Annotated in this window: 17 protein-coding genes and 1 pseudogene; 13 read left to right on the forward strand and 5 right to left on the reverse strand. The window is 57.2% G+C overall.

Annotated features, from left to right (window positions below; all coding sequences use genetic code 11):
* Positions 1-44: 44 nt before the first annotated feature.
* Positions 45-977, forward strand: coding sequence for a zinc ABC transporter substrate-binding protein ZnuA (gene znuA / locus RHM56_RS23890; protein WP_416194871.1), 933 nt, complete (start codon positions 45-47; stop codon positions 975-977).
* Between the two features lie 124 nt (positions 978-1,101).
* Here znuA and RHM56_RS23895 read toward each other — a convergent pair whose 3' ends face one another.
* Both RHM56_RS23895 and RHM56_RS23900 read right to left on the reverse strand, forming a co-directional pair.
* A complete protein-coding gene (locus tag RHM56_RS23895) occupies positions 1,102-2,052 on the reverse strand; it encodes a homoserine kinase (protein ID WP_322236675.1) in 951 nt (316 codons plus the stop codon).
* A 55-nt stretch (positions 2,053-2,107) separates the two neighbouring features.
* Positions 2,108-2,398 (reverse strand): DUF2782 domain-containing protein, encoded by a 291-nt coding sequence (locus RHM56_RS23900; RefSeq protein WP_322236677.1) that lies wholly within the window; start codon positions 2,396-2,398, stop codon positions 2,108-2,110.
* 74 nt (positions 2,399-2,472) lie between these two features.
* On the opposite strand from RHM56_RS23900, the gene polA reads away from it, so the two are divergent.
* Positions 2,473-5,238 (forward strand): DNA polymerase I, encoded by a 2,766-nt coding sequence (gene polA / locus RHM56_RS23905; protein WP_322236679.1) that lies wholly within the window; start codon positions 2,473-2,475, stop codon positions 5,236-5,238.
* Between the two features lie 381 nt (positions 5,239-5,619).
* Here polA and yihA read toward each other — a convergent pair whose 3' ends face one another.
* Entirely contained in the window at positions 5,620-6,267 is a 648-nt protein-coding gene (gene yihA, locus RHM56_RS23910; protein ID WP_322236681.1) for a ribosome biogenesis GTP-binding protein YihA/YsxC, read from the reverse strand.
* Between the two features lie 196 nt (positions 6,268-6,463).
* On the opposite strand from yihA, the pseudogene RHM56_RS23915 reads away from it, so the two are divergent.
* The 7 genes and pseudogenes from RHM56_RS23915 to RHM56_RS23945 all read left to right on the forward strand — a co-directional run bounded on the left by RHM56_RS23915 (position 6,464) and on the right by RHM56_RS23945 (position 12,751).
* A pseudogene (locus tag RHM56_RS23915) lies at positions 6,464-6,751 on the forward strand (c-type cytochrome).
* A gap of 18 nt (positions 6,752-6,769) precedes the next feature.
* A complete protein-coding gene (locus RHM56_RS23920) occupies positions 6,770-7,390 on the forward strand; it encodes a c-type cytochrome (RefSeq protein WP_322236683.1) in 621 nt (206 codons plus the stop codon).
* Between the two features lie 199 nt (positions 7,391-7,589).
* A complete protein-coding gene (locus tag RHM56_RS23925) occupies positions 7,590-8,249 on the forward strand; it encodes a thiol:disulfide interchange protein DsbA/DsbL (RefSeq protein WP_322236685.1) in 660 nt (219 codons plus the stop codon).
* Positions 8,250-8,264: 15 nt separating this feature from the next.
* Positions 8,265-9,140, forward strand: a complete 876-nt coding sequence (locus tag RHM56_RS23930; RefSeq protein WP_322236687.1) for an endonuclease/exonuclease/phosphatase family protein — start codon at positions 8,265-8,267, stop codon at positions 9,138-9,140.
* On the forward strand, positions 9,137-11,098 hold the full coding sequence (locus RHM56_RS23935; RefSeq protein WP_322236689.1) for a diguanylate cyclase: 1,962 nt from the start codon (positions 9,137-9,139) through the stop codon (positions 11,096-11,098). Before RHM56_RS23930 ends, RHM56_RS23935 begins: the two co-directional genes overlap by 4 nt.
* Before the next feature lie 340 nt (positions 11,099-11,438).
* Positions 11,439-11,840 carry a hypothetical protein gene (locus RHM56_RS23940; protein WP_322236691.1) on the forward strand — a complete coding sequence of 134 codons (402 nt, stop codon included), beginning with the start codon at positions 11,439-11,441 and terminating at the stop codon, positions 11,838-11,840.
* 134 nt (positions 11,841-11,974) lie between these two features.
* The gene (locus tag RHM56_RS23945; RefSeq protein WP_322236693.1) at positions 11,975-12,751 is read left to right on the forward strand and encodes an N-acetylmuramoyl-L-alanine amidase; all 777 of its coding nucleotides are present in this window, start codon (positions 11,975-11,977) and stop codon (positions 12,749-12,751) included.
* 122 nt (positions 12,752-12,873) lie between these two features.
* On the opposite strand, the gene RHM56_RS23950 is transcribed toward RHM56_RS23945, so the two are convergent.
* Together RHM56_RS23950 and algB are read right to left on the reverse strand one after the other, a co-directional pair.
* Complete coding sequence (locus RHM56_RS23950) at positions 12,874-14,661, reverse strand: KinB sensor domain-containing domain (RefSeq protein WP_322236695.1); 1,788 nt, start codon at positions 14,659-14,661, stop codon at positions 12,874-12,876.
* Between the two features lie 10 nt (positions 14,662-14,671).
* The gene (gene algB / locus RHM56_RS23955; protein ID WP_322236697.1) at positions 14,672-16,018 is read right to left on the reverse strand and encodes a sigma-54-dependent response regulator transcription factor AlgB; all 1,347 of its coding nucleotides are present in this window, start codon (positions 16,016-16,018) and stop codon (positions 14,672-14,674) included.
* A 445-nt stretch (positions 16,019-16,463) separates the two neighbouring features.
* Between algB and RHM56_RS23960 the strand changes: the two genes are divergently transcribed.
* The 4 genes from RHM56_RS23960 to RHM56_RS23975 all read left to right on the forward strand — a co-directional run bounded on the left by RHM56_RS23960 (position 16,464) and on the right by RHM56_RS23975 (position 20,214).
* Complete coding sequence (locus RHM56_RS23960) at positions 16,464-16,763, forward strand: hypothetical protein (RefSeq protein ID WP_322236699.1); 300 nt, start codon at positions 16,464-16,466, stop codon at positions 16,761-16,763.
* An 82-nt stretch (positions 16,764-16,845) separates the two neighbouring features.
* On the forward strand, positions 16,846-17,010 hold the full coding sequence (locus RHM56_RS23965; protein ID WP_019409262.1) for a DUF1328 domain-containing protein: 165 nt from the start codon (positions 16,846-16,848) through the stop codon (positions 17,008-17,010).
* A gap of 555 nt (positions 17,011-17,565) precedes the next feature.
* A complete protein-coding gene (gltP, locus tag RHM56_RS23970; RefSeq protein ID WP_322236701.1) occupies positions 17,566-18,879 on the forward strand; it encodes a glutamate/aspartate:proton symporter GltP in 1,314 nt (437 codons plus the stop codon).
* Positions 18,880-18,984: 105 nt separating this feature from the next.
* A complete protein-coding gene (locus RHM56_RS23975; protein WP_322236703.1) occupies positions 18,985-20,214 on the forward strand; it encodes a nucleoside recognition domain-containing protein in 1,230 nt (409 codons plus the stop codon).
* Positions 20,215-20,223: the final 9 nt, after the last annotated feature.

Consider the following 20,223-nt stretch of genomic DNA (forward strand, 5'->3'; position numbering starts at 1 on the left):
TTCCGAGAGAGACGTTATTATGTTACCCGTTTAAGCCATCCTGAGTGCTCATCGTGCCCCGTATTTTTGCGATTTTTATTGCTTTGTCCGCCAGTTTGTTGGTGATTAGCCCGGCTCAGGCCGAGGTCAACGTGCTGACCAGCATCAAGCCTTTGCAGCTAATTGCCGCAGCCGTGCAGGACGGCGTGGGCCAGCCCGAGGTGCTGCTGCCGCCGAATGCATCGCCGCATAACTATGCGTTGCGTCCATCCGACGTACGGCGCGTTCAATCGGCTGACTTGTTGTACTGGATCGGCCCTGACATGGAAGGTTTTCTGCCACGGGTGATTAAAACCCGCACTCTGCCTTCCGTGACCGTGCAAACCTTGCCGGGTTTGAAGCTGCGCCATTTCTCCCAAGACAGTCATTCTCATGACGAAGACGATGCCGCTGAACATGATCACGATCATCGTCCCGGCACGTTGGACGCGCACTTGTGGCTGGCGCCTGACAACGCTCGGGTGATTGCGGCAAAAATGGCAGCAGATTTGAGTGAGAAAGACCCGGCCAATGCGCCGAAATACCAAAGCAACCTCAAGGCCTTCAATGAGCGCCTGGATGCGTTGGATGCGCGCCTCAAAACGCGTATGGCGGCGATTGCGGGCAAGCCGTTCTTTGTGTTCCATGAAGGCTACGACTATTTCGAAAGCGCTTACGGCCTTAAGCACGCGGGCGTGTTCAGCGTGGCATCGGAAGTCCAGCCGGGTGCTCAGCACGTTGCGGCGATGCGCCAGCGCTTGCAGGAAGTGGGCAAGACCTGCGTATTCAGCGATCCACCGCTGCGCCCGCGTCTGGCAGACACGTTGACGGCGGGTTTGCCGGTCAAATTGGCTGAACTGGATCCCTTGGGCGGCTTCACCCCGGCAACTGCGCAGGGTTATGAACAACTGCTGGAAAAACTCGGCAATGATCTGGCGGGTTGCCTGGAGAGTTTGTGAAGCAAACACACCTGTAGTCGCTGCCGCAGGTTGCGATGGGTTGCGCAGCGACCCCGCTTTTGAATGAAAAGCGAAGGTCCTGCGGCCCTTATCGCAGCCTGCGGCAGCGGCTACAGAGTATGGGTTAGAGCGCGAACGGCAGTTGGACGGTGATGCTTTGGCGCAATGCCAAGCGGCGTTCGAACTCGCCCGGGTCGTGGATCAGCACGTCCTGGCCCGCAAACGTATGGGCCGCAATCAAGCGCGACAACCAAAACCGTACGCAGGCCACACGCAACATTGTCGGCCACAACTCGGCTTCGCTGGCGGTAAACGGGCGCAGTGCGGCGTACGCCCCGAGCAGCGCACGGGCACGCGGGCCGTCAAGCTGGCCCTCTTCGTCAGCGCACCAGTCGTTCAGGGCAATCGCCACGTCGTACAGCATCGGGCCGGAGCAGGCGTTGTAAAAGTCGATCAGCCCCGTCAGATGCGTGCCTTCGAACATTGCGTTATCGCGAAACAGGTCCCCGTGCAGGTTGGCCCGTGGCAGCGCCAGAATCTGCGCTTTGCGTGCGGTGATTTCATCCAGCGCTTTTTGCAGCAAATCGGCCGCTTCAGGCAACAAATCGGCCATTAACGCGGGGCCTTCCGCCAGCATCCAGTCCAGGCCGCGGTCCGTCTTGCGTTCCAGTACGTTGTCGCGTGTGGCGACGTGCAAGTGGCCGAGCAGTTCACCGACCTGTGCGCAATGCTGGGCATTGGCTTCACGAATGTGCTTGCCGGCCAGGCGCGGTTGCAGCAGCGCTGGCTTGCCTTTGAGTTCGCGCAGGGCTTGGCCGTCGACGGTGCGCAGGGCAAAAGGCACCGGCAGGTCTGCGTCGTGCAGCACGTCCAGCAGCTCGATAAAGAAGGGCATTTCTTTGATCGGGCCACGTTCTACCAAGGTCAGGACAAACTCGCCCTGCGCAAGACTGATGAAATAGTTGGTGTTTTCGCTACCCGCGGCAATCCCCTGGAAATCGAGCAAACGGCCGAGTTCGTAAGGCGCAAGAAAAGTCTCCAGCTCCGGGCGAGTCAGTGGGGTGAATACAGACATGGTTTAAATTGCCAGTGCGGGCGCCGCCGTCGCGGCGCCAATTAAAGTTAAGACGCTATTTCCACTCGAAGATTTTCCACGAAGGAATCAGCATATCCGGCTGGTCGGAACGGATGAAATTGGCATCAGTGCCATCAGCGCGCACTAAAAAGTACGGCGGCGCTCCTTTTGGGGTCACCTTGATGGCGTAGAGGAACCCGTTTTGACGGTATTCCTGAATGGTTTTATCGCCTTCCGTGCGAATGGTTACTTCTGGATCACCGGTAGGTGAGCTGTCAGCCGCAAAGGTTACCAGCGGAGTGATTGCAAACAAGCCGGTCAGCAACAGGCGATTGAGTGTGCGCATGATAACCTTGTCCCTTTGTCGTCATTGGTCCGGACATTCTAGCGCCGGACTCGCCGAAAAGGTTGATCCTGCTCATGAGCCAAGCTCCCCTCGTCCTGGTGGACGGTTCTTCATATCTGTACCGCGCTTTTCACGCGCTGCCGCCGCTGACTACCTCCAAGGGCCTGCCGACAGGCGCCGTGAAGGGTGTATTGAACATGCTGAAGAGTCTGCGAAAGCAGTACCCGGACAGCCCGTTTGCAGTGGTTTTCGACGCCAAGGGCGGGACATTTCGCGATGACATGTACGCCGAATACAAGGCCAATCGCCCGAGCATGCCCGATGACATGCGGGTGCAAATCGAGCCATTGCACGCCAGCGTGATCGCCCTGGGCTTCCCTTTGTTGTGCGTCGAAGGCGTTGAAGCAGACGATGTGATCGGCACATTGGCGCGCAGCAGCGCGGCTGCGGACCGACCAGTGGTCATCTCGACCGGCGACAAAGACATGGCGCAACTGGTCGATGGCCACATCACGCTGGTCAATACCATGACCGGCAGCACGATGGACATCGAAGGCGTCAAAGAGAAATTTGGCGTCTCGCCCGAGCAAATCATTGATTACCTCGCGTTGATGGGCGACTCGTCCGACAACATCCCTGGCGTTCCGGGCATTGGCCCGAAAACCGCTTCTGGCCTGTTGGTAGGTGTAGGCGGCGGTCTGGTCGACCTGTATGAAAAGCTCGACATCGTGCCGACCTTGCCGATTCGCGGCGCTAAAAACCTGCCCGCGAAGCTCGAAGAGCACCGGGAAATGGCGTTTTTGTCGTACCAGTTGGCCACGATTAAAGTCGATGTGCCGTTGGATATCGGTCTGGAAGACCTGCACCTCAAAGCGCCTGACTGCGAAAAGCTGATTGAGCTGTACACCGAGCTGGAATTCAAAAGCTGGATCGCCGAAGTCGAACGTGAAGCCAAGCGCGCCGGTCAGGTGATCGTGCACGAAGAGCCTGCGGCGCCGACCGAAGCGCAGCAGTACGTCACCATCCTCGATCAGGCCCTCTTCGATGTGTGGCTGAAAAAGCTCAACGACGCCAAGTTGATTGCCTTTGACACTGAAACCACTGGTCTGGACGCGCAGCAGGCGCAATTGGTGGGTGTGTCATTTGCGGTCAAGCCCGGCGAAGCGGCCTACATTCCGTTGACTCACTCCTACATGGGCGTGCCAGAGCAACTGGACCGCGACACGGTGCTGCGAGCGCTCAAGCCGCTGCTCGAAGATCCGAACAAGCTCAAAGTCGGTCAGCACGCCAAGTTCGACATGAACATTCTGGCCAACTGCGCCATCGGCGGCGATCAGACCAACGGCATCGTGGTGCAGGGCGTTGCTTTCGACACCATGCTTGAGTCGTACGTGCTCGACTCCACGGCCACTCGCCATGACATGGACAGTCTGGCGCTCAAGTACCTGGGCCACAGCACCACCAGTTTCCAGGACATTGCCGGCAAAGGCGTCAAACAGCTGACATTTGATCAGATCTCGCTGGAACAGGCCGGGCCGTACGCCGCCGAAGACGCTGATGTGACCCTGCGTTTGCACCACGTGCTGCACGAAAAGCTGCAAGCGATTCCAAGCCTGAACAGTGTGCTGACGGACATTGAAATGCCGCTGGTGCCAGTTCTGGCGCGCATTGAACGCCAAGGCGCACTGGTGGACGCCAAGCTGCTGGGCGTACAGAGCGTTGAGTTGGGCGACAAGATGGTTGCCCTTGAGCGTGAGGCTTTTGCCATCGCTGGTGAAGAATTCAACCTCAGCTCGCCCAAGCAATTGGGCGTGATCCTGTACGAAAAACTCGGTCTGCCGATCATCAGCAAAACCGCCAAAGGACAGGCTTCGACCGCTGAAGCCGTGTTGGCTGAATTGGCTGAGCAGGATTTCCCGCTGCCCAAAGTGCTGATGCAGTACCGCTCGATGAGCAAGCTGAAAAGCACCTACACCGACCGCCTGCCAGAGCAGATCAACCCGCGCACCGGGCGTATTCACACGTCTTACCATCAGGCCGTCACGGCGACCGGGCGTTTGTCGTCCAGTGATCCAAACCTGCAGAACATCCCGATCCGCACCGCCGAAGGCCGCCGGATCCGTCAGGCGTTCGTGGCGCCTAAAGGCTACAAACTGCTGGCGGCGGACTACTCGCAGATCGAACTGCGGATCATGGCGCACTTGGCCAAGGACGAAGGACTGCTGAACGCTTTCCGCAACGACCTGGACGTGCACAGCGCCACGGCGGCTGAGGTGTTTGGCGTGGAGCTGAGTGACGTCACGACTGACCAGCGTCGCAGCGCCAAGGCGATCAACTTCGGTTTGATTTATGGCATGAGCGCTTTTGGCCTGGCCAAGCAGATTGGCGTCGACCGCAAGCAGTCACAGGCTTATATCGACCGCTACTTTGCGCGTTATCCGGGTGTACTGGACTACATGGAGCGCACGCGCGCCCAAGCGGCCGAACAAGGGTATGTCGAGACTATTTTCGGTCGTCGTCTGTACCTCCCAGAGATCAACGCGAAAAACCCGGCGCTGCGCAAAGGCGCAGAACGTACGGCGATCAACGCCCCGATGCAGGGCACGGCGGCAGACATCATCAAGAAAGCCATGGTGGCTGTGGATAACTGGTTGACGGCTTCAGGCCTCGATGCCCGCGTCATCCTGCAGGTGCACGATGAATTGGTGCTTGAGGTGCGTGAAGACCTGGTGGACCTGGTGCGCGACGAATTACGTGTGCACATGAGTGAGGCGGCCAAGCTCGACGTACCGCTGGTGGTCGAAGTGGGCGTGGGCAATAACTGGGACGAGGCGCATTAACAGCCCTCTTTGCATCGCGTAGCAGTTGCCGAGTTACGCGAGGCTACGTTCGATTGCGAAGCGATCGTAATTGCTGAGGACTGGGTTTGTCTGGCACACCGGGGTGTCAGACTTTACGGCGGCTTCGCCCCCGGACGTAGCCTGCGGCAACTGCTACGGTCCGGGCTTGCTGGGCGATTTATGCCAAATAGTTTTTAAGCCGCAGGAACTAATCCTGCCAGACACGACTCAGATTATTTGAATGGCTTAGGTGAAGCCCTTCAATGCTCCTAATGTTGTGTTAAGTGTTGGCAGAATTCTGGACCCCGCCCTAACGGTCCAGTACTTGAACCCCGAACTTCCCTCCCCCATACGAAGTCCGGGGTTTTTTTTGCCTGCGATTTATGACTCGGCGCTTTCTTCTTCGCCTTTGTTCGGCAGTTCCATCCAGCGAGCCAGTACGGTGTACGCCTCTTCCAGGCCCATACGTTTTGGGGTGGAAAACAGCTGGATAGTGACGCTGTCGCCCCACTGCTTGCGAATGTCAGACTGAATTTTGAGCAACGTGTTTTTGGCTGCGCCGTACGTCAGTTTGTCGGCTTTGGTCAGCAAAATATGCATCGGCATGCCGCTGGAGACGGTCCAGTCGAGCATTAACAGGTCGAAATCGGTCATTGGATGACGAATATCCATCATCAAAATCACGCCTTTGAGGCTTTCGCGGCTGCCGAAATAAGCTTCCAGGTGACGCTGCCAGTGCATTTTCAGCGGGATCGGCACCTTGGCGTAGCCATAACCCGGCAGGTCGACCAGGCGACGATCTTCGTCCAATTTGAAGAAGTTCAGCAGTTGCGTGCGCCCTGGCGTTTTCGACGTGCGGGCCAGGCTGGCGTGGGTCAGCGTGTTGAGTGCGCTGGACTTGCCTGCGTTGGAGCGCCCGGCGAATGCGACTTCAAAGCCTTCGTCATCGGGGCATTGGTCAACTTTGGCAGCGCTGAGCATGAAGGTAGCCTGTTGGCACAGACCGAGAATGGGGTTCTTGAGTTGCATGGGATATCCGATGTGAGCGGCGTCAGGAATGGACGCGGCGAGCGTGTCGTTTCCGTTTCAGTGGCGCCAGTATATAATGCCGCAGATTTTGTGTGTGCTTTGTCCCAGCGTAGGACGAAGTCCGCGGGAGCTGTAGACCTAGGTTGCGCATTAGAACGCAACAAGCTCCAACCCTGAAAGAATCGTTTTAGACGAGATGGCTGCTGCCGGTGTCTTGATGCCGCTTTTACAGCGTTCAGGCTACACAGGATCCGGAAGCCGTGTACAACCGCGTTTGTATTGCCTGCCATGAAGGTCAGCGATTCATAACACCGAAATCGGGTGTAAAGGCCAAGGGTAAGTTAAGCAGGCGTTGGTACAACACGTGACCCAGGGTGTAAAGGCGATGCCGCCGCGTGGTTGTGCACGGACTGCAGTGTCGAGGATTACCAGCCAATCATCCAGCGGATGAATGAGTAAGCCCGGCATAACTCTTAACCCTTAGCCGTAGTTGGATTAGCTGATGAACAAACTATTCGTGAGTCTGCTGTTGACCTTGGGCGTTAGTGGTATCGCTCAGGCCGCAGGCACCACCCTTGTAGGTGATGCCGCAGCAGGCCAGGCAAAAACCGCTGTGTGTGGCGCTTGTCACGGTCCAGACGGCAATAGCATGGCCCCTAACTTCCCCAAATTGGCTGGGCAAGGTGATCGATACCTGCTCAAGCAACTGCATGAAATCAAGGACGGCAAGCGCCAGGTGCTTGAAATGACCGGTTTGCTGGCCAACCTGAACGATCAGGATCTCGCGGATATCGCCGCTTATTACTCCAGCCAAAAGGGCAGCGTCGGTGCTGCTGACCCTGCATTGGTTGCGCGCGGTGAGGCGTTGTTTCGTGGTGGTGACCTGTCAAAAGGCATGCCGGCCTGCACCGGTTGCCACTCACCCGATGGTCAGGGCTTGGCCGCTGCTGGCTTCCCGCACCTGGGTGGCCAGCACGCCAGTTACATTGAGAAACAGCTTACCGACTTCCGTGAAGGCGAACGCACCAACGACGGCGACTCGATGATCATGCGCGGTATTGCCGCCAAGCTGAGCAACAAGGACATCAAGGCTTTGGCCAGCTACATTCAAGGTTTGCACTAGTTTTTGTGCTGTCGGCGCAACCAGTCTTGAAGGGGCTGATTGGCGTTAACAATCGTTTAATCTTTGAATGTAAGTGTGAAAGGGCAGCCGAGGCTGCCCTTTTTCATGGTATCTGCCGCTACACTACCGAACTCAAAGCCGCACGGGCCTGTCTGAAAACAGGTCACGTCAGGCGACCTTATTTGTCCAGGAGTAAAGCATGCGTAATCTGATTCTCAGCGCCGCTCTCGTTACGGCCACTCTGTTTGGCATGACGGCTCAAGCTGCCGATGTACCGCTAGAAGCCGGCAAGACCTATACACAACTGTCAAACCCTGTTCCGGTTGCGGTGCCTGGCAAGATCGAAGTGGTTGAGATGTTCTGGTACGGCTGCCCGCATTGCTACGCATTTGAGCCAACGATCAATCCTTGGGTAGAGAAGCTGCCTGCTGATGTGCATTTCGTCCGTCTGCCGGCCATGTTTGGCGGTCCATGGGATGCGCACGGTCAACTGTTCCTGACCCTGGATGCCATGGGTGTGGAAAACAAGGTTCACGCTGCCGTCTTCAATGCCATTCAGAAAGAAGGCAAGCGTTTGACCGACAAGAATGACATGGCTGATTTCGTGGCCACTCTGGGCGTAGACAAAGATAAGTTCCTGCAAACTTTCGACTCCTTCGCCATCAAAGGCAAAATTGCCCAGGCCAAAGAGTTGGCCAAAAAGTACGAGGTCTCAGGCGTACCCACCATGATTGTTAATGGCAAGTACCGCTTCGACATCGGTTCTACAGGCGGCTCTGAGAATGCATTGAACGTTGCTGACCAACTGATCGCCAAAGAGCGTGCAGAAGAGAAAGCAGCACCGACCGCCAAAAACTAAGCGGCGGCCTTTCCCATGCGGCGCTGGAAGAGCGAACGAATAGTTGGCCTGCACGAACCGCAGGTCAACGAAGATCATTTGGCCGCCAGTGGCCTGCCGGATGATCGGCGTTTGCGTTTGCTCAGTTTCAATATCCAGGTAGGTAACAGCACGCACAGTTACCGTCATTACCTGACCCGCAGCTGGCAGCACCTGCTGCCACACAAAGGGCGGGCGGGTAATCTGGAAAAGATAGGCGACTTGTTGAGCGACTTCGATCTGGTCGCGTTACAGGAAGCCGATGGCGGCAGCCACCGATCCGGCTACGTCAATCAGGTCAAATACCTGGCCCAACAGGGCGAATTCCCTTACTGGTATCAACAACTCAATCGCAACCTCGGTCGTCTGGCTCAGCACAGCAATGGCGTGCTCAGCCGCTTGCGTCCTACGGCGATTGAGGATCACCCCTTGCCCGGCCCTGCGGGTCGTGGCGCAATTTTAGTGCGTTTCGGGGATGGCCCCGATGCGCTGGTCGTGGTGGTCATGCACCTGGCATTAGGCACGAAAACCCGCACCCTGCAGTTGGCGTACATCCGTGAGCTGATTGGCGGCTATCAGCATCAGGTTTTGATGGGCGACATGAACACCCACGCCAATGACCTGTTGCAAGCGTCTCCTTTGCGCGACCTCGGTTTGCTGGCGCCACAAATGGAAGCGACCTTCCCCAGCTGGCGCCCGCAGCGTTGCCTTGACCATATTTTGCTCAGCCCAGGCCTGACCCTTGAGCGTGTACAAGTCCTGGACCAGCCTATTTCCGATCATTTGCCGGTAGCCGTTGAAATCCGTTTGCCGGGCTCCGTCGGTGTCGACTCACTGCCCGTATTGAGTTCTGTGCGTGAGCCGTTGGTATGACCGCTGACGACGCCAAACGCTGGAAAGAGAAATACCTGAAGAGCGTCGAGCAGCAAGACAAGCTCGAACGCCGCTGGAAAGCGCGTCTCGACCTGTTGCGCCGCGGCCTGGTGCGTAGCACGTTGGCGGCAGAAGGCACGGACCGGACCGTTGATCAGTACATGAAAGAAATGCGTGAAGCGGTGCGCACCGATGACATGGACGCACCCTTGGCAGCCTTGCTGCCACGTCTCGAAAAGGCCGTACTCGATTCCGAACAGCGCCGCGAAACGCGCATTGATCAAATGAGCGTCGCGCTCAATGCGCTGGTGACCCAGCTGCAAGCCCTGCCCCTGCCCCGCGAAGTCAGCAAGCCACTGAAGACATTCGCCAGGCAGCTCGATAACCGAGTGACCCAGGCCCGCGAAATACCGTTGTTGCTGAGTGAACTGAGCAACTTGCAGGGCCTTGCGCTGGCGCCTCAGCGCCATGAAGCCGAGCCGCCGAAACCGAACCTTTTGCAGCGGCTGTTTGGCGCTCAAGACGCCGATAAGGGCGCCTCGCAAGCCAGCGAGGCTCAGCCCCCTGCCCCGGCATCCAGCATTGCGGCGCCATTGCCTGCCTCCAAACCGGTTGCGGCGCCTTCTTCTAAAGCCATTGACGTTCAGCCCGCGCTGCCGGCTCTCGATCAAGAGGCTCCTGAGGCGCCCTTAGCGCCTGCTCCCGACTCGCTCACTGAAGAGGCCTCAAGTGGCGCCCTTGAGTCGGTCGTGGCGCTGGTGGACGCTGAAAATACGCGTTCGGATCAACCCGTTGAGGCACTTCGGGACGAGCTTGAACAGTCTGAGCCCGAGCCGGAGCCAGAGCGCGCACCTGCACCAGTGGCAGTCGACACGGCGTATGCCCTCCCGGAAAGTCCCGAGCCCACCTACAGCTCGGTCGCGGAGCACATTGAATCGACCTTGCTCGGCTTGCTGAACGATCTGTCGCTGCCCGAACATCATCGGCCGCAAGCTGAGTCCATGCGTCGTCGTCTCGAAAAAGGTCTCAATTGGTACGAATTACTGCCGATTCTCGACGATCTGGCTGTTTTGATGCTGGCCATCACCGACGGCGGCCAGCATGAGTTTGAGACCTACCTCAAACAGCTCAATGAGCGGCTCGAATCGTTTCAAAACAACCTGCAAGCTGCCAGTGACGGCCACGCCCATGGGCGATCGGCTGCGGCTGAGTTGGACAACCAGTTGCGCGAGCACGTCGATGGCCTGCAGAGCAGTGTGCAAGAGGCCGTCGACCTCAACAGCCTCAAACACATCCTTGAAGCCCGTCTTGAAGGTCTGCTGGGCACGATGGACCAGCACCAGCAACAGCGTGATGCTCGTGAGCAAGAACTCTCCGAGCACCTGCAAGGGTTGGCCGAGCGGGTGGCTTTCATGGAGCAGCAGGCCCAGGACTACCGAGAGCACCTCGAAGAGCAGCGTCTCAAAGCCCTGATCGATCCGTTGACCGGCTTGCCCAATCGGGCTGCCTGGGGCGAACGGCTGGCGTTTGAAGTTCAACAGTGGCAAGCCCACGGCAATCCGTTGCTGATAGCCATGCTCGACCTTGATCACTTCAAGCGCATCAATGATGGCTATGGCCATCTGGCGGGCGACAAAGTGCTTAAAATTGTGGCCGCACAACTTCGCAAGCACTTGCGGGCGAATGACTTCATCGCCCGATTTGGGGGTGAAGAGTTTGTCTTGTTAATTCCCGATACAACCCTGGCAGCGGGTTTGCAATTGCTCGAAAAACTGCGCGCGGCCATCGAGGCTTGCCCGTTCCATTTCAAGGGCGAGCCTGTGACGCTCACGTGCTCTATTGGTCTGGCGCCCTTCAAGCTCGCAGATCGCAGCGAACACGTACTTAAGCGGGCAGACGAAGCGTTGTACCGAGCCAAACATAATGGCCGCAACCGTATAGAGTGCAGCCGGGTTTAAGTGTAAGTATTCGCGGTTCTTGTTGAGTGGTTGTATTAGTGAGTGCGTAGTTTGTTTCCTGCGGGATAGTAGTACCTGTCTTATTTGTTTAGTTGCCAGCCTAGTTGTACTTTGACGGCTTGACGCGTTGTAGTTTCACGGCTTAGATGAAGTGACAGACGGCTAAAGGGTGTTTAATTATATTGAGTAGTTACATCGGTTATTGAATGATCTTGTATGCGTTATTAAATGAAAGCTGATTGATAGCGCTGGTGAGCTTGCATGCCTCGCAATACCCTGTTCTCGGCCTCTATGGCATGCGTTGAGCCGATGTAATGCCCTGCATTATCGAAGGAATACCATGAAAATATTGATTTCTATGTTATCGGCTCTAGGGCTTATGGCTGGCGCTGTAAGCGTGAGCGCGGCGACTAAGTCGGTCACTTATTCAGCCACTATTACCCATGACGGAAAGATAGAGGCTCAATCGCCAAACTGGATAAATTCTACTGAATACACCAGTCAAAAAGATTACGGCGCTAGTTATAAAATTAAATTTATGCCCGGTGCTTTTAATAAAGCGCCGAAGTATTGCCACGTTTCGACGTTCGATAGTTCGAGTTATGAGCACGTACTCCATGGCATCGCCAAGTTGTCGAGTAAACCGACCCGTGAAGAGGTCAATGTCATCGGGGTTATGCTTGGGCTTGATCGGCCATCTGGCGATTCATCGATGAGTTTTTATCTGGTGTGCGGCAAGTAATTTGACCCACGCCTATAGGCACAGCCGCTGCGGTGCATATAGGCGTTTGCACCTGAAGCAGAGGCTACGTTCAGATACAGGCATGGGCGGTAAGGTATGCTGGCGCATTAATTGCTCTTGTGTGGCCGCTGCCCATGAAATTTCCTCTTCTTGTTTTGTCTCTTGCACTGCTGGCTGGTTGTGCCAACGGTTTGCGGATGGACACCAGCCATCCTTCGGTCAACCATGACAGCCGCGTGCAGTTTGTGGTGCTTCATTACACATCAACTTCGCTTGAGCGCTCGCTGCAGTTATTGACGAGCGGACCTGTAAGCAGTCATTACCTGATCGGCGATACACCGCCGACAATCTACAAGCTGGTCGATGAAAACCAGCGTGCGTGGCACGCCGGCGAAAGCCAATGGAAAGGCCGTACCTGGCTCAATTCAAGCTCAATTGGCATCGAAATCGTTAACCCGGGCTTCCGTGATACCCCGACCGGGCGTGTCTGGTATCCCTACACCGAAGGCCAGGTCCAGTCAGTGATCGCGCTGCTGAAAGATATTTCGACGCGCTACAAGATCGACCCGCACAACATCATCGGCCATAGCGACATTGCGCCGTTGCGCAAGCTTGATCCCGGCCCGTTGTTCCCCTGGAAACGCTTGGCTGAAGCAGGCTTCGGTACCTGGCCCAACGCCCAGGCCGTCGCACATGAGCAGGCGCAGTTTGCCAACGACCTGCCGAGCATCACCTGGTTCCAGCAGCAGCTAGCGTTGCTGGGTTACGAGACGCCACAAACTGGCGAACTCGACATTGCCACGCGCCATGTCCTGGCGGCGTTTCAGATGCACTTCCGGCCATCGCGTTTCGACGGCACGCCTGATGCTGAAAGCGCGGCCATATTGAAAGTGCTTAATGCGCAGAAGTAGAGCCATTTGGACTGCGCAGCTCCTGTAGTCGCTGCCGAAGGCTGCGATAAGGGCCGAAGGACCTTCGGGCAGGGTCGCTGCGAGCCCCTTCGCAACCTTCGGCAACGGCTACAAAACAGTCCTTACAATGGCAACGCCATATAGAACTGCGTGCCTTGCCCTGGACGTGAATACACGCCGATGCGCCCGCCATGCAATTGCACGATCTCTTTGCACAGCGCCAGCCCGAGGCCGGCGCCGCCCTTTTTACGGCCCACTTGTACGAAGGGCTCGAAAATGCGGCCCTGCTGGCCGTAGGCAATGCCTTCGCCATTGTCTTCGATGCTGATAATGATCCGTTCACCATGACGTCGAGCTTGCAGGCGGATCAGCCCGCCACTCGCGGTATGGCGCAACGCATTGCCCAGCAGGTTATCCAGCACGCGTTCCAACTGGGCCTGATCGGCATTCAGGCTCGGCAGCGGCGGCTGCAGGTCGATCAGCAACTCTATATTTTTGGCGGCAGCGCGCTCTGCAAAACGCGCGCGGGCCTGTTCAAGCATGTGCTCAAGATCGCACGGGGCCAGCGTCAGCTTTTGCATGCCGTTCTGATAACGCGAGAAATTCAGCAGGTCATTGATCAACTGCATCAGCCGCTGCATTTCTTCGTTGACGGTGTTCAGCAAGTCGGTTTCGCGTGATTGCGGGTCAAAGCGCGCACGCTCCAGAAATAAGCCGAACGCCATGTGCATACCGGTGACCGGGGTCCGCAGCTCATGGGAGGCGCGCAACACAAATTCGCTGCGCACGCGCTCAAAGGCCCGCTGCTCGGTCACGTCATGCAGCACCATCACGGCGCCCAAAATCGGGCCTTTGGGCTGGCTCACGGGGGTCAGGCTGTACGTCAGCAGGCGGGTTTCGCCTTGAATGTCGACGCTCAAGTCTTCGGGGGCGCGATCAAGGTTGCCGCCGCGCAGCACTGTGAGCAATAGCTGGTCTAGCTCAGGGCGTGCCAACGCCTGCCCCAACGGCTGGCCGAGGCGTCCTTCGTCCCAGCCCAATTGCCGCTGAGCGACGGGGTTCAAGTGCTCAAGGCGGCCTTGCTGATCGATCATCAGCAAACCGTCATCAATGCTGTCGAGCACCGCCTGTAGTCGTTGCTGGCCGACCAGCAGTTCGTCGACATTGGTTGCCTGATGCTGGCGCAACGCCTCGGCCATGATCCCGAAGCGGCGTGTCAGCAAGTTCATCTCGGTGGCGGAAGACAGTGGCAGCACCACCTCAAAATTGCCTTTGCCGATGTTGTCGGCGGCCTTGGCCAGCGCTTCGATCGGCGCACCAAAGCGTCGGGAAATTCCGTGGGCAGTAATAAAGCCGATAATCAGCACCGCCAGCCCTACCAGCCCCAGCAGCGAAGCGATGATGATTGCGCGATCGCGGGCGGCGGCCTGCGCGGTATAGATGTCGTCCAGCGCCTGACGGTGCTCGCTGATCAGGCCATTGCGCAGTTGGTTGAAGCGGGTAGTGAGTTCTTTGTCGCTGGCCAGGTCGAGCGAATTGGCGTGGGCCTGCTTGAACGCTTGTAAAAACTGCTCGTAGTCCGTGCGCGCCTGGGCAAATCCATTTTGCAGATCGTTTTTGTGTTCGTGCTCGATGCCTTCGTCAAGCAGCTTGAAGTACTCCTGCGCCGACTTTTCCAGTGCTGCGGGCTCGGGATGGTTGCGCAGCATCAGGATCAGTTGGTCGCCCAGGGTCTGGCGCAGCTTCAGGCCCAGATCGAGGGTGATGAAGTTGTTGCGGATCAGCGCTTCCTGGGTTTTGGCCATCTGCATCACGCTGACAACGCCGAGCAACAGCCCGAGCAGCGCCACCGTGATCAATGCGGAAATGCTGAGGAACAACCGGGTGCGCAGCTTGATAGCCAGTTTCATCGCAGAGGGCTCACAGGTTGTACTGCTTGCGCTTGCGATAGAGGGTCGAGGCATCAATGCCCAGGGTTTTTGCTGCTTGATCCAAGGTCTCGCTGGTGGCCAGAACCGCGCCGATATGGGCTTTTTCCAACTGGTCGAGGCTCAGTGCGGCACCAATGCGCGGGGCGTTGGGGACGGCTTGCTCAGCCATGCCCAAGTGGCTGACTTCGACCACTTCTTGCGGACAAATGATGCTCGCGCGCTCAACCACGTTACGCAGCTCACGAATGTTGCCCGGCCATCGGTAGTTGGACAGCGCCAGACGCGCCTCCTGACTGAAGCCGCGGGCAGGGCGCGCGTACTCTTTAACAAAGCGGGCCAGAAAGCGGTCCGCCAGGGTCAGGATGTCTTCGCTACGCTCGCGCAACGGCGGCAAGTGCAAGGTGATGACATTCAGGCGGTAGAGCAAGTCCTCGCGAAAACGCCCGTCGCGCACCATGTCTTCAAGATTAAGGTTGGTGGCGGCCAGGATCCGGACATCGGCGCGGCGTGTCACCGGGTCACCGACGCGCTCGTAGGCTTTGTCCTGAATAAAGCGCAGCAGCTTAGGCTGCAAGGCCAGCGGGAAGTCGCCGATCTCATCCAGAAACAGCGTTCCGCCGTCGGCCTGGCTGACCCGGCCCAAGGTGCTTTCACTGGCACCGGTAAACGCGCCACGGGTGTGGCCGAACAGCTCGCTTTCCATCAGCTCTGCGGTCAACGAGGGGCAGTTAATAGTCACGCAGGACTTTTTGGCCCGTTTGCTCCAGCCATGAATCGCTTGTGACAGCTCGCCTTTACCCGTACCCGATTCGCCGAGAATAAGGATGTTGGCGTCAGTGCCTGCCACCTGGCGAGCGGTTTCCAGCACCGCCATCATCGCTGGGCTATGCGAGTCGAGCCCGTCCTTGGGTTTGCGCACTTCGCCTTCGAGGGCCTCGAGTCGGGCCGACAGTTGGCGCACTTCCAGTTGCTTGGCGGTCGCCAGACGCAGTTGGTCCGGGCTGCACGGTTTGACCAGATAGTCAGCTGCGCCCGCTTGAATAGCATCCACCGCGGTGTCGACGGCGGAGTGTGCGGTCACGATAACGACCCGCATCCAGGGCGCTTGAATACGCATCTGGGCCAACACATCCAGGCCATTGTCCTCGCCCAGGCGCAGGTCCAGAAAGCACAAGTCGAAGACTTGGCGTTGCAGCAAGGCATCGGCCTGAGCCGCACTGTTGGCCGTAGCAACGGTATAGCCCTCGTCTTCGAGGCAATACCGGAAAGTGCGCAAGATCGCGGACTCATCGTCGACCAGCAGAATGCGGCCCTGTTGATCTTTGGCTGATTCCATATCAGGCGCTCCTTAATGAGTGTCTTGGTTAGTGTCGCAATAATCGGGCAAGTTGCATGATTATTCACGAATGATTCCGAAGCGAGTAGGAATGCTTCATCGGTATTTTCGTAAATAACTGATTTTAATGAATTTAATGGCGATTTCCCGAAGTCGCGTCGCGCTTGTTAATTCTCAACGTGAACCTTTGTGCCTGATGTTTCACCCACCGACTCTACAGCGCCCTGATCGATCGTGCAGAACGCACGGTGACGCTCGGGCGTATCGTGCAATCTGCGTGTTCAAGCGTTTTTAGATTAGTTATAACTATTTGATTTATAACGAATTTATCTAAATATTAAAGCTGGCATGCAGCCTGCAATATCTCCTGTATTGAAGTCGCATAGCCCAGCTGGGCTCGCGGCAGCCCTCACAAAAACGACCACCCAGTGGCAGGAGTTTGAGCATGAATCGTCAAGGTTTCGCCAGCATGCGTTTTTCATCTCTGAATGTGCAGCAAGGCCTGTTCGCCAGCCTTGCGCTCGTGGTCACGCTGATTGGTGGTCAGCAATGGGGGCGTTGGGAACAGATGCAGCAACCGGTAGCAACGCCCGTTCAGCATGTTGTCACGCAACAGCAGCACTTCGGCGCGATTCGCTCCAGCCTGCAGAGCTCAAGCCAAACGACGGGCCGCTATGACCTGACTGCTGCTGAAGACACGCAAATTGCACACTCGCAACCTGCGCCGGAACGTTGGGTGTTTTAAGTGTTCACAACGTTGAGGCCCTTGCCGGGCCTTGAGTAGAAAAACGGCTTCACCCTTTCACACAGTAATAAGGAGATTCACCATGTTGAGCTGGGCAGTTACTTTCCTGATTATCGCCATCATCGCTGCGGTTCTGGGCTTCGGTGGTATCGCAGGCACCGCCACCGGCATCGCCAAGATCCTCTTTGTCGTGTTCCTGGTGATGTTCATTGTGTCCTTTATCTTTGGTCGTCGCGGTCGAGGTTGAAGGGGACTCAAACCTGTAGCCGCTTCGCAGCCTGCGGCAGCGGCTACAAAATGATCAATTGTCTGTTCAGTGCATAACCTCCTTTCGTCGGTAATGCCTTATTAATGTTCATTTTTTTCAAAAGTATGTGGCTGAACGACCCTCTGAAACGTCGACCGTATATCGACTGCTAGCAAAATGATTGCTTCGCAATTTTCGATTTGTGTTGTGGGATATTTCTTAAATATCAACGCTGTTTTTAATTTCTCTTCTGCCTCAAAAAGACCTTGAAACAGCCGGTCTACGGCGGTTATGTCGTCTATTCTGTCACTGCATCCCCCTTGGTTTTTGATGTCTTGTCCGACAAAACGCATGCCGATTCGGCATAGGGTAGGCGTTTACGGCATTAGACGGTTACGCCATGCATGGGAATAGTTGCGCCTTTTTTCGCCTGCCAAAGAGCCTCTTGGGCTCGATTTGGGCGACCTTCTACGGGGGCACAGGTTCTGGCTTTTGCGCTTTTAAGTGCTCTAGTCCGAGCGTGTGCCCGAGTCCACTTGAAGTAAGGGTAATGACATGAAGAAGGCAAAACTCAGCCTCGCCTGGCAGATCCTAATCGGTCTGGTCCTCGGGATTGCAATCGGCGCACTGCTCAACCATTTCAGTGCTGAAAAGGCCTGGTGGATCAGTAACGTTCTGCAACCTGCTGGCGATATCTTTATCCGTCTGATCAAGATGATCGTAATCCCAATCGTGATTTCATCACTGGTTGTCGGGATTGCAGGCGTGGGGGATGCGAAGAAACTCGGTCGCATCGGTTTTAAAACAATCATTTACTTCGAGGTGGTCACCACCATCGCGATTTTGGTCGGTCTGGTACTGGCCAACGTGTTCCACCCGGGCGCCGGGATCGACATGAGCACGCTGGGCACGGTTGATATTTCCAAATATCAAGCCACGGCCGCTGAAGTGCAGCATGAGCATGCGTTCATCGAAACCATCCTCAACCTGATTCCGTCCAACATCTTCGCGGCCATGGCTCGCGGTGAGATGCTGCCGATCATCTTCTTCTCGGTACTCTTCGGTCTCGGCTTGTCGAGCCTGAATGCCGAACTGCGCGACCCGTTGGTGAAAACCTTCCAGGGCGTGTCCGAGGCGATGTTCAAAGTCACTCACATGATCATGAACTACGCGCCAATCGGTGTGTTTGCGCTGATCGCAGTGACGGTTGCCAACTTCGGTTTTGCCTCGCTGGTGCCACTGGCCAAGCTGGTGATTCTGGTTTACGCGGCCATCCTCTTCTTCGCCTTCGCGGTACTGGGCCTGATCGCCAAGCTGTTCGGCTTCTCGGTGATCAAGCTGATGCGCATCTTCAAAGATGAGTTGGTGCTGGCTTACTCCACCGCCAGCTCCGAAACCGTGCTGCCGCGCGTGATCGAGAAGATGGAAGCCTACGGCTGCCCGAAAGCGATTTGCAGCTTTGTGGTGCCAACCGGTTACTCGTTCAACCTTGATGGTTCGACCCTGTACCAAAGCATCGCGGCCATCTTTATTGCCCAGCTGTACGGCATTGACCTCTCGATCAGCCAGCAACTGCTGCTGGTGCTGACCCTGATGGTCACCTCCAAAGGCATCGCCGGCGTACCGGGCGTGTCCTTCGTGGTGTTGCTGGCCACCTTGGGCAGCGTGGGTATCCCGCTGGAAGGCCTGGCCTTCATCGCAGGTGTTGACCGAGTGATGGACATGGCACGTACCGCGCTGAACGTGATTGGTAACGCGTTGGCGGTGCTGGTTATCTCGCGCTGGGAAGGCATGTACGACCAGGCCAAAGGCGAGCGCTACTGGAACTCGCTGCCGCACTGGCGCAACAAGGAAGTGGCCAAAGGTTAATCACCTACGCTTGGCACTTCACTCCCCAGACCCCGGACTTGTCCGGGGTTTGTTGTTTCTGGGGTCTGGCCGTTATCATTCGCCGTCTATTCCGGGAGTTTTCTGATGCTTAACGGCCTATGGCTCAGCTTTTTCGTTGTCGCAGCCGTGTCGGCCCTCGCTCAGTGGCTGGTGGGTGGCAATGCCGGGATCTTCGCGGCGATCGTTGAAAGCATTTTCGCCATGGCCAAGCTGTCGGTCGAAGTGATGGTTTTGCTGTTCGGCACCCTGACCTTGTGGCTGGGGTTTCTGCGCATTGCCGAGAAAGCCGGCATTGTCGACTGGCTGGGCAAGGCGCTGGGGCCGCTGTTCAAGCGTTTGATGCCGGAAGTGCCGCCGGGTCACCCGGCACTCGGCTTTATTACCCTGAACTTCGCCGCCAACGGCCTGGGTCTCGACAATGCCGCCACGCCGATTGGCCTCAAGGCCATGCGTGCCCTGCAAGAGTTGAACCCCAGCCCTACCAGCGCGAGCAATGCGCAAATCCTGTTTCTGGTGCTCAACGCCTCCTCGTTGACCCTGTTGCCCGTGACCATCTTTATGTATCGCGCCCAGCAAGGGGCGGCCGATCCGACGCTGGTGTTCCTGCCGATCTTGCTGGCGACCAGTGCCTCGACTCTGGTGGGGCTGCTGTCGGTGGCCTTTATGCAGCGTCTGCGGCTGTGGGACCCGGTGGTGTTGGCCTATCTGATACCGGGTGCGTTGGTGCTGGGCGGGTTTATGGCGTTGCTGGCAACCTTGTCGGCCACGGCGCTGGCCAGCTTGTCGTCAATCCTCGGCAACTTGACGCTATTCGGGCTGATCATGCTGTTTTTGGTGATTGGAGCGCTGCGCAAGGTCAAAGTCTACGAAGCGTTCGTCGAAGGAGCCAAAGAAGGCTTCGACGTGGCCAAGAACCTGCTGCCGTACTTGGTGGCGATGCTCTGTGCGGTAGGCGTGCTTCGGGCTTCGGGCGCGCTGGACTTTGGCCTGGACGGCATTCGTCATGTGGTCGAGTGGCTGGGCTGGGACACGCGTTTTGTGGATGCGCTGCCGACCGCGATGGTCAAGCCGTTCTCGGGCAGTGCGGCGCGGGCGTTGCTGATTGAAACCATGCAGAACCAAGGCGTCGACAGCTTCCCGGCGCTGGTCGCGGCGACTGTGCAGGGCAGTACGGAAACCACGTTCTACGTGCTGGCGGTGTACTTCGGTGCGGTGGGCATCCAGCGCGCCCGGCATGCCGTGGGCTGCGCCTTGCTGGCGGAGTTTGCAGGCGTGGTGGCGGCGATTGGCGTTTGTTACTGGTTCTTCGGTTAACACGCCCAA

Origin of the sequence: Pseudomonas sp. CCC3.1 (assembly GCF_034347405.1) — a bacterium.
Lineage (GTDB): Bacteria > Pseudomonadota > Gammaproteobacteria > Pseudomonadales > Pseudomonadaceae > Aquipseudomonas.

Coding starts and splice junctions, on each gene's coding strand:
- RHM56_RS23895 (WP_322236675.1), bottom strand. CDS start 2,052: ATGTCTGTATTCACCCCACTGACTCGCCCGGAGCTGGAGACTTTTCTT.
- RHM56_RS23900 (WP_322236677.1), bottom strand. CDS start 2,398: ATGCGCACACTCAATCGCCTGTTGCTGACCGGCTTGTTTGCAATCACT.
- polA (WP_322236679.1), top strand. CDS start 2,473: ATGAGCCAAGCTCCCCTCGTCCTGGTGGACGGTTCTTCATATCTGTAC.
- yihA (WP_322236681.1), bottom strand. CDS start 6,267: ATGCAACTCAAGAACCCCATTCTCGGTCTGTGCCAACAGGCTACCTTC.
- RHM56_RS23920 (WP_322236683.1), top strand. CDS start 6,770: ATGAACAAACTATTCGTGAGTCTGCTGTTGACCTTGGGCGTTAGTGGT.
- RHM56_RS23925 (WP_322236685.1), top strand. CDS start 7,590: ATGCGTAATCTGATTCTCAGCGCCGCTCTCGTTACGGCCACTCTGTTT.
- RHM56_RS23930 (WP_322236687.1), top strand. CDS start 8,265: ATGCGGCGCTGGAAGAGCGAACGAATAGTTGGCCTGCACGAACCGCAG.
- RHM56_RS23935 (WP_322236689.1), top strand. CDS start 9,137: ATGACCGCTGACGACGCCAAACGCTGGAAAGAGAAATACCTGAAGAGC.
- RHM56_RS23940 (WP_322236691.1), top strand. CDS start 11,439: ATGAAAATATTGATTTCTATGTTATCGGCTCTAGGGCTTATGGCTGGC.
- RHM56_RS23945 (WP_322236693.1), top strand. CDS start 11,975: ATGAAATTTCCTCTTCTTGTTTTGTCTCTTGCACTGCTGGCTGGTTGT.
- RHM56_RS23950 (WP_322236695.1), bottom strand. CDS start 14,661: ATGAAACTGGCTATCAAGCTGCGCACCCGGTTGTTCCTCAGCATTTCC.
- algB (WP_322236697.1), bottom strand. CDS start 16,018: ATGGAATCAGCCAAAGATCAACAGGGCCGCATTCTGCTGGTCGACGAT.
- RHM56_RS23960 (WP_322236699.1), top strand. CDS start 16,464: ATGAATCGTCAAGGTTTCGCCAGCATGCGTTTTTCATCTCTGAATGTG.
- RHM56_RS23965 (WP_019409262.1), top strand. CDS start 16,846: ATGTTGAGCTGGGCAGTTACTTTCCTGATTATCGCCATCATCGCTGCG.
- gltP (WP_322236701.1), top strand. CDS start 17,566: ATGAAGAAGGCAAAACTCAGCCTCGCCTGGCAGATCCTAATCGGTCTG.
- RHM56_RS23975 (WP_322236703.1), top strand. CDS start 18,985: ATGCTTAACGGCCTATGGCTCAGCTTTTTCGTTGTCGCAGCCGTGTCG.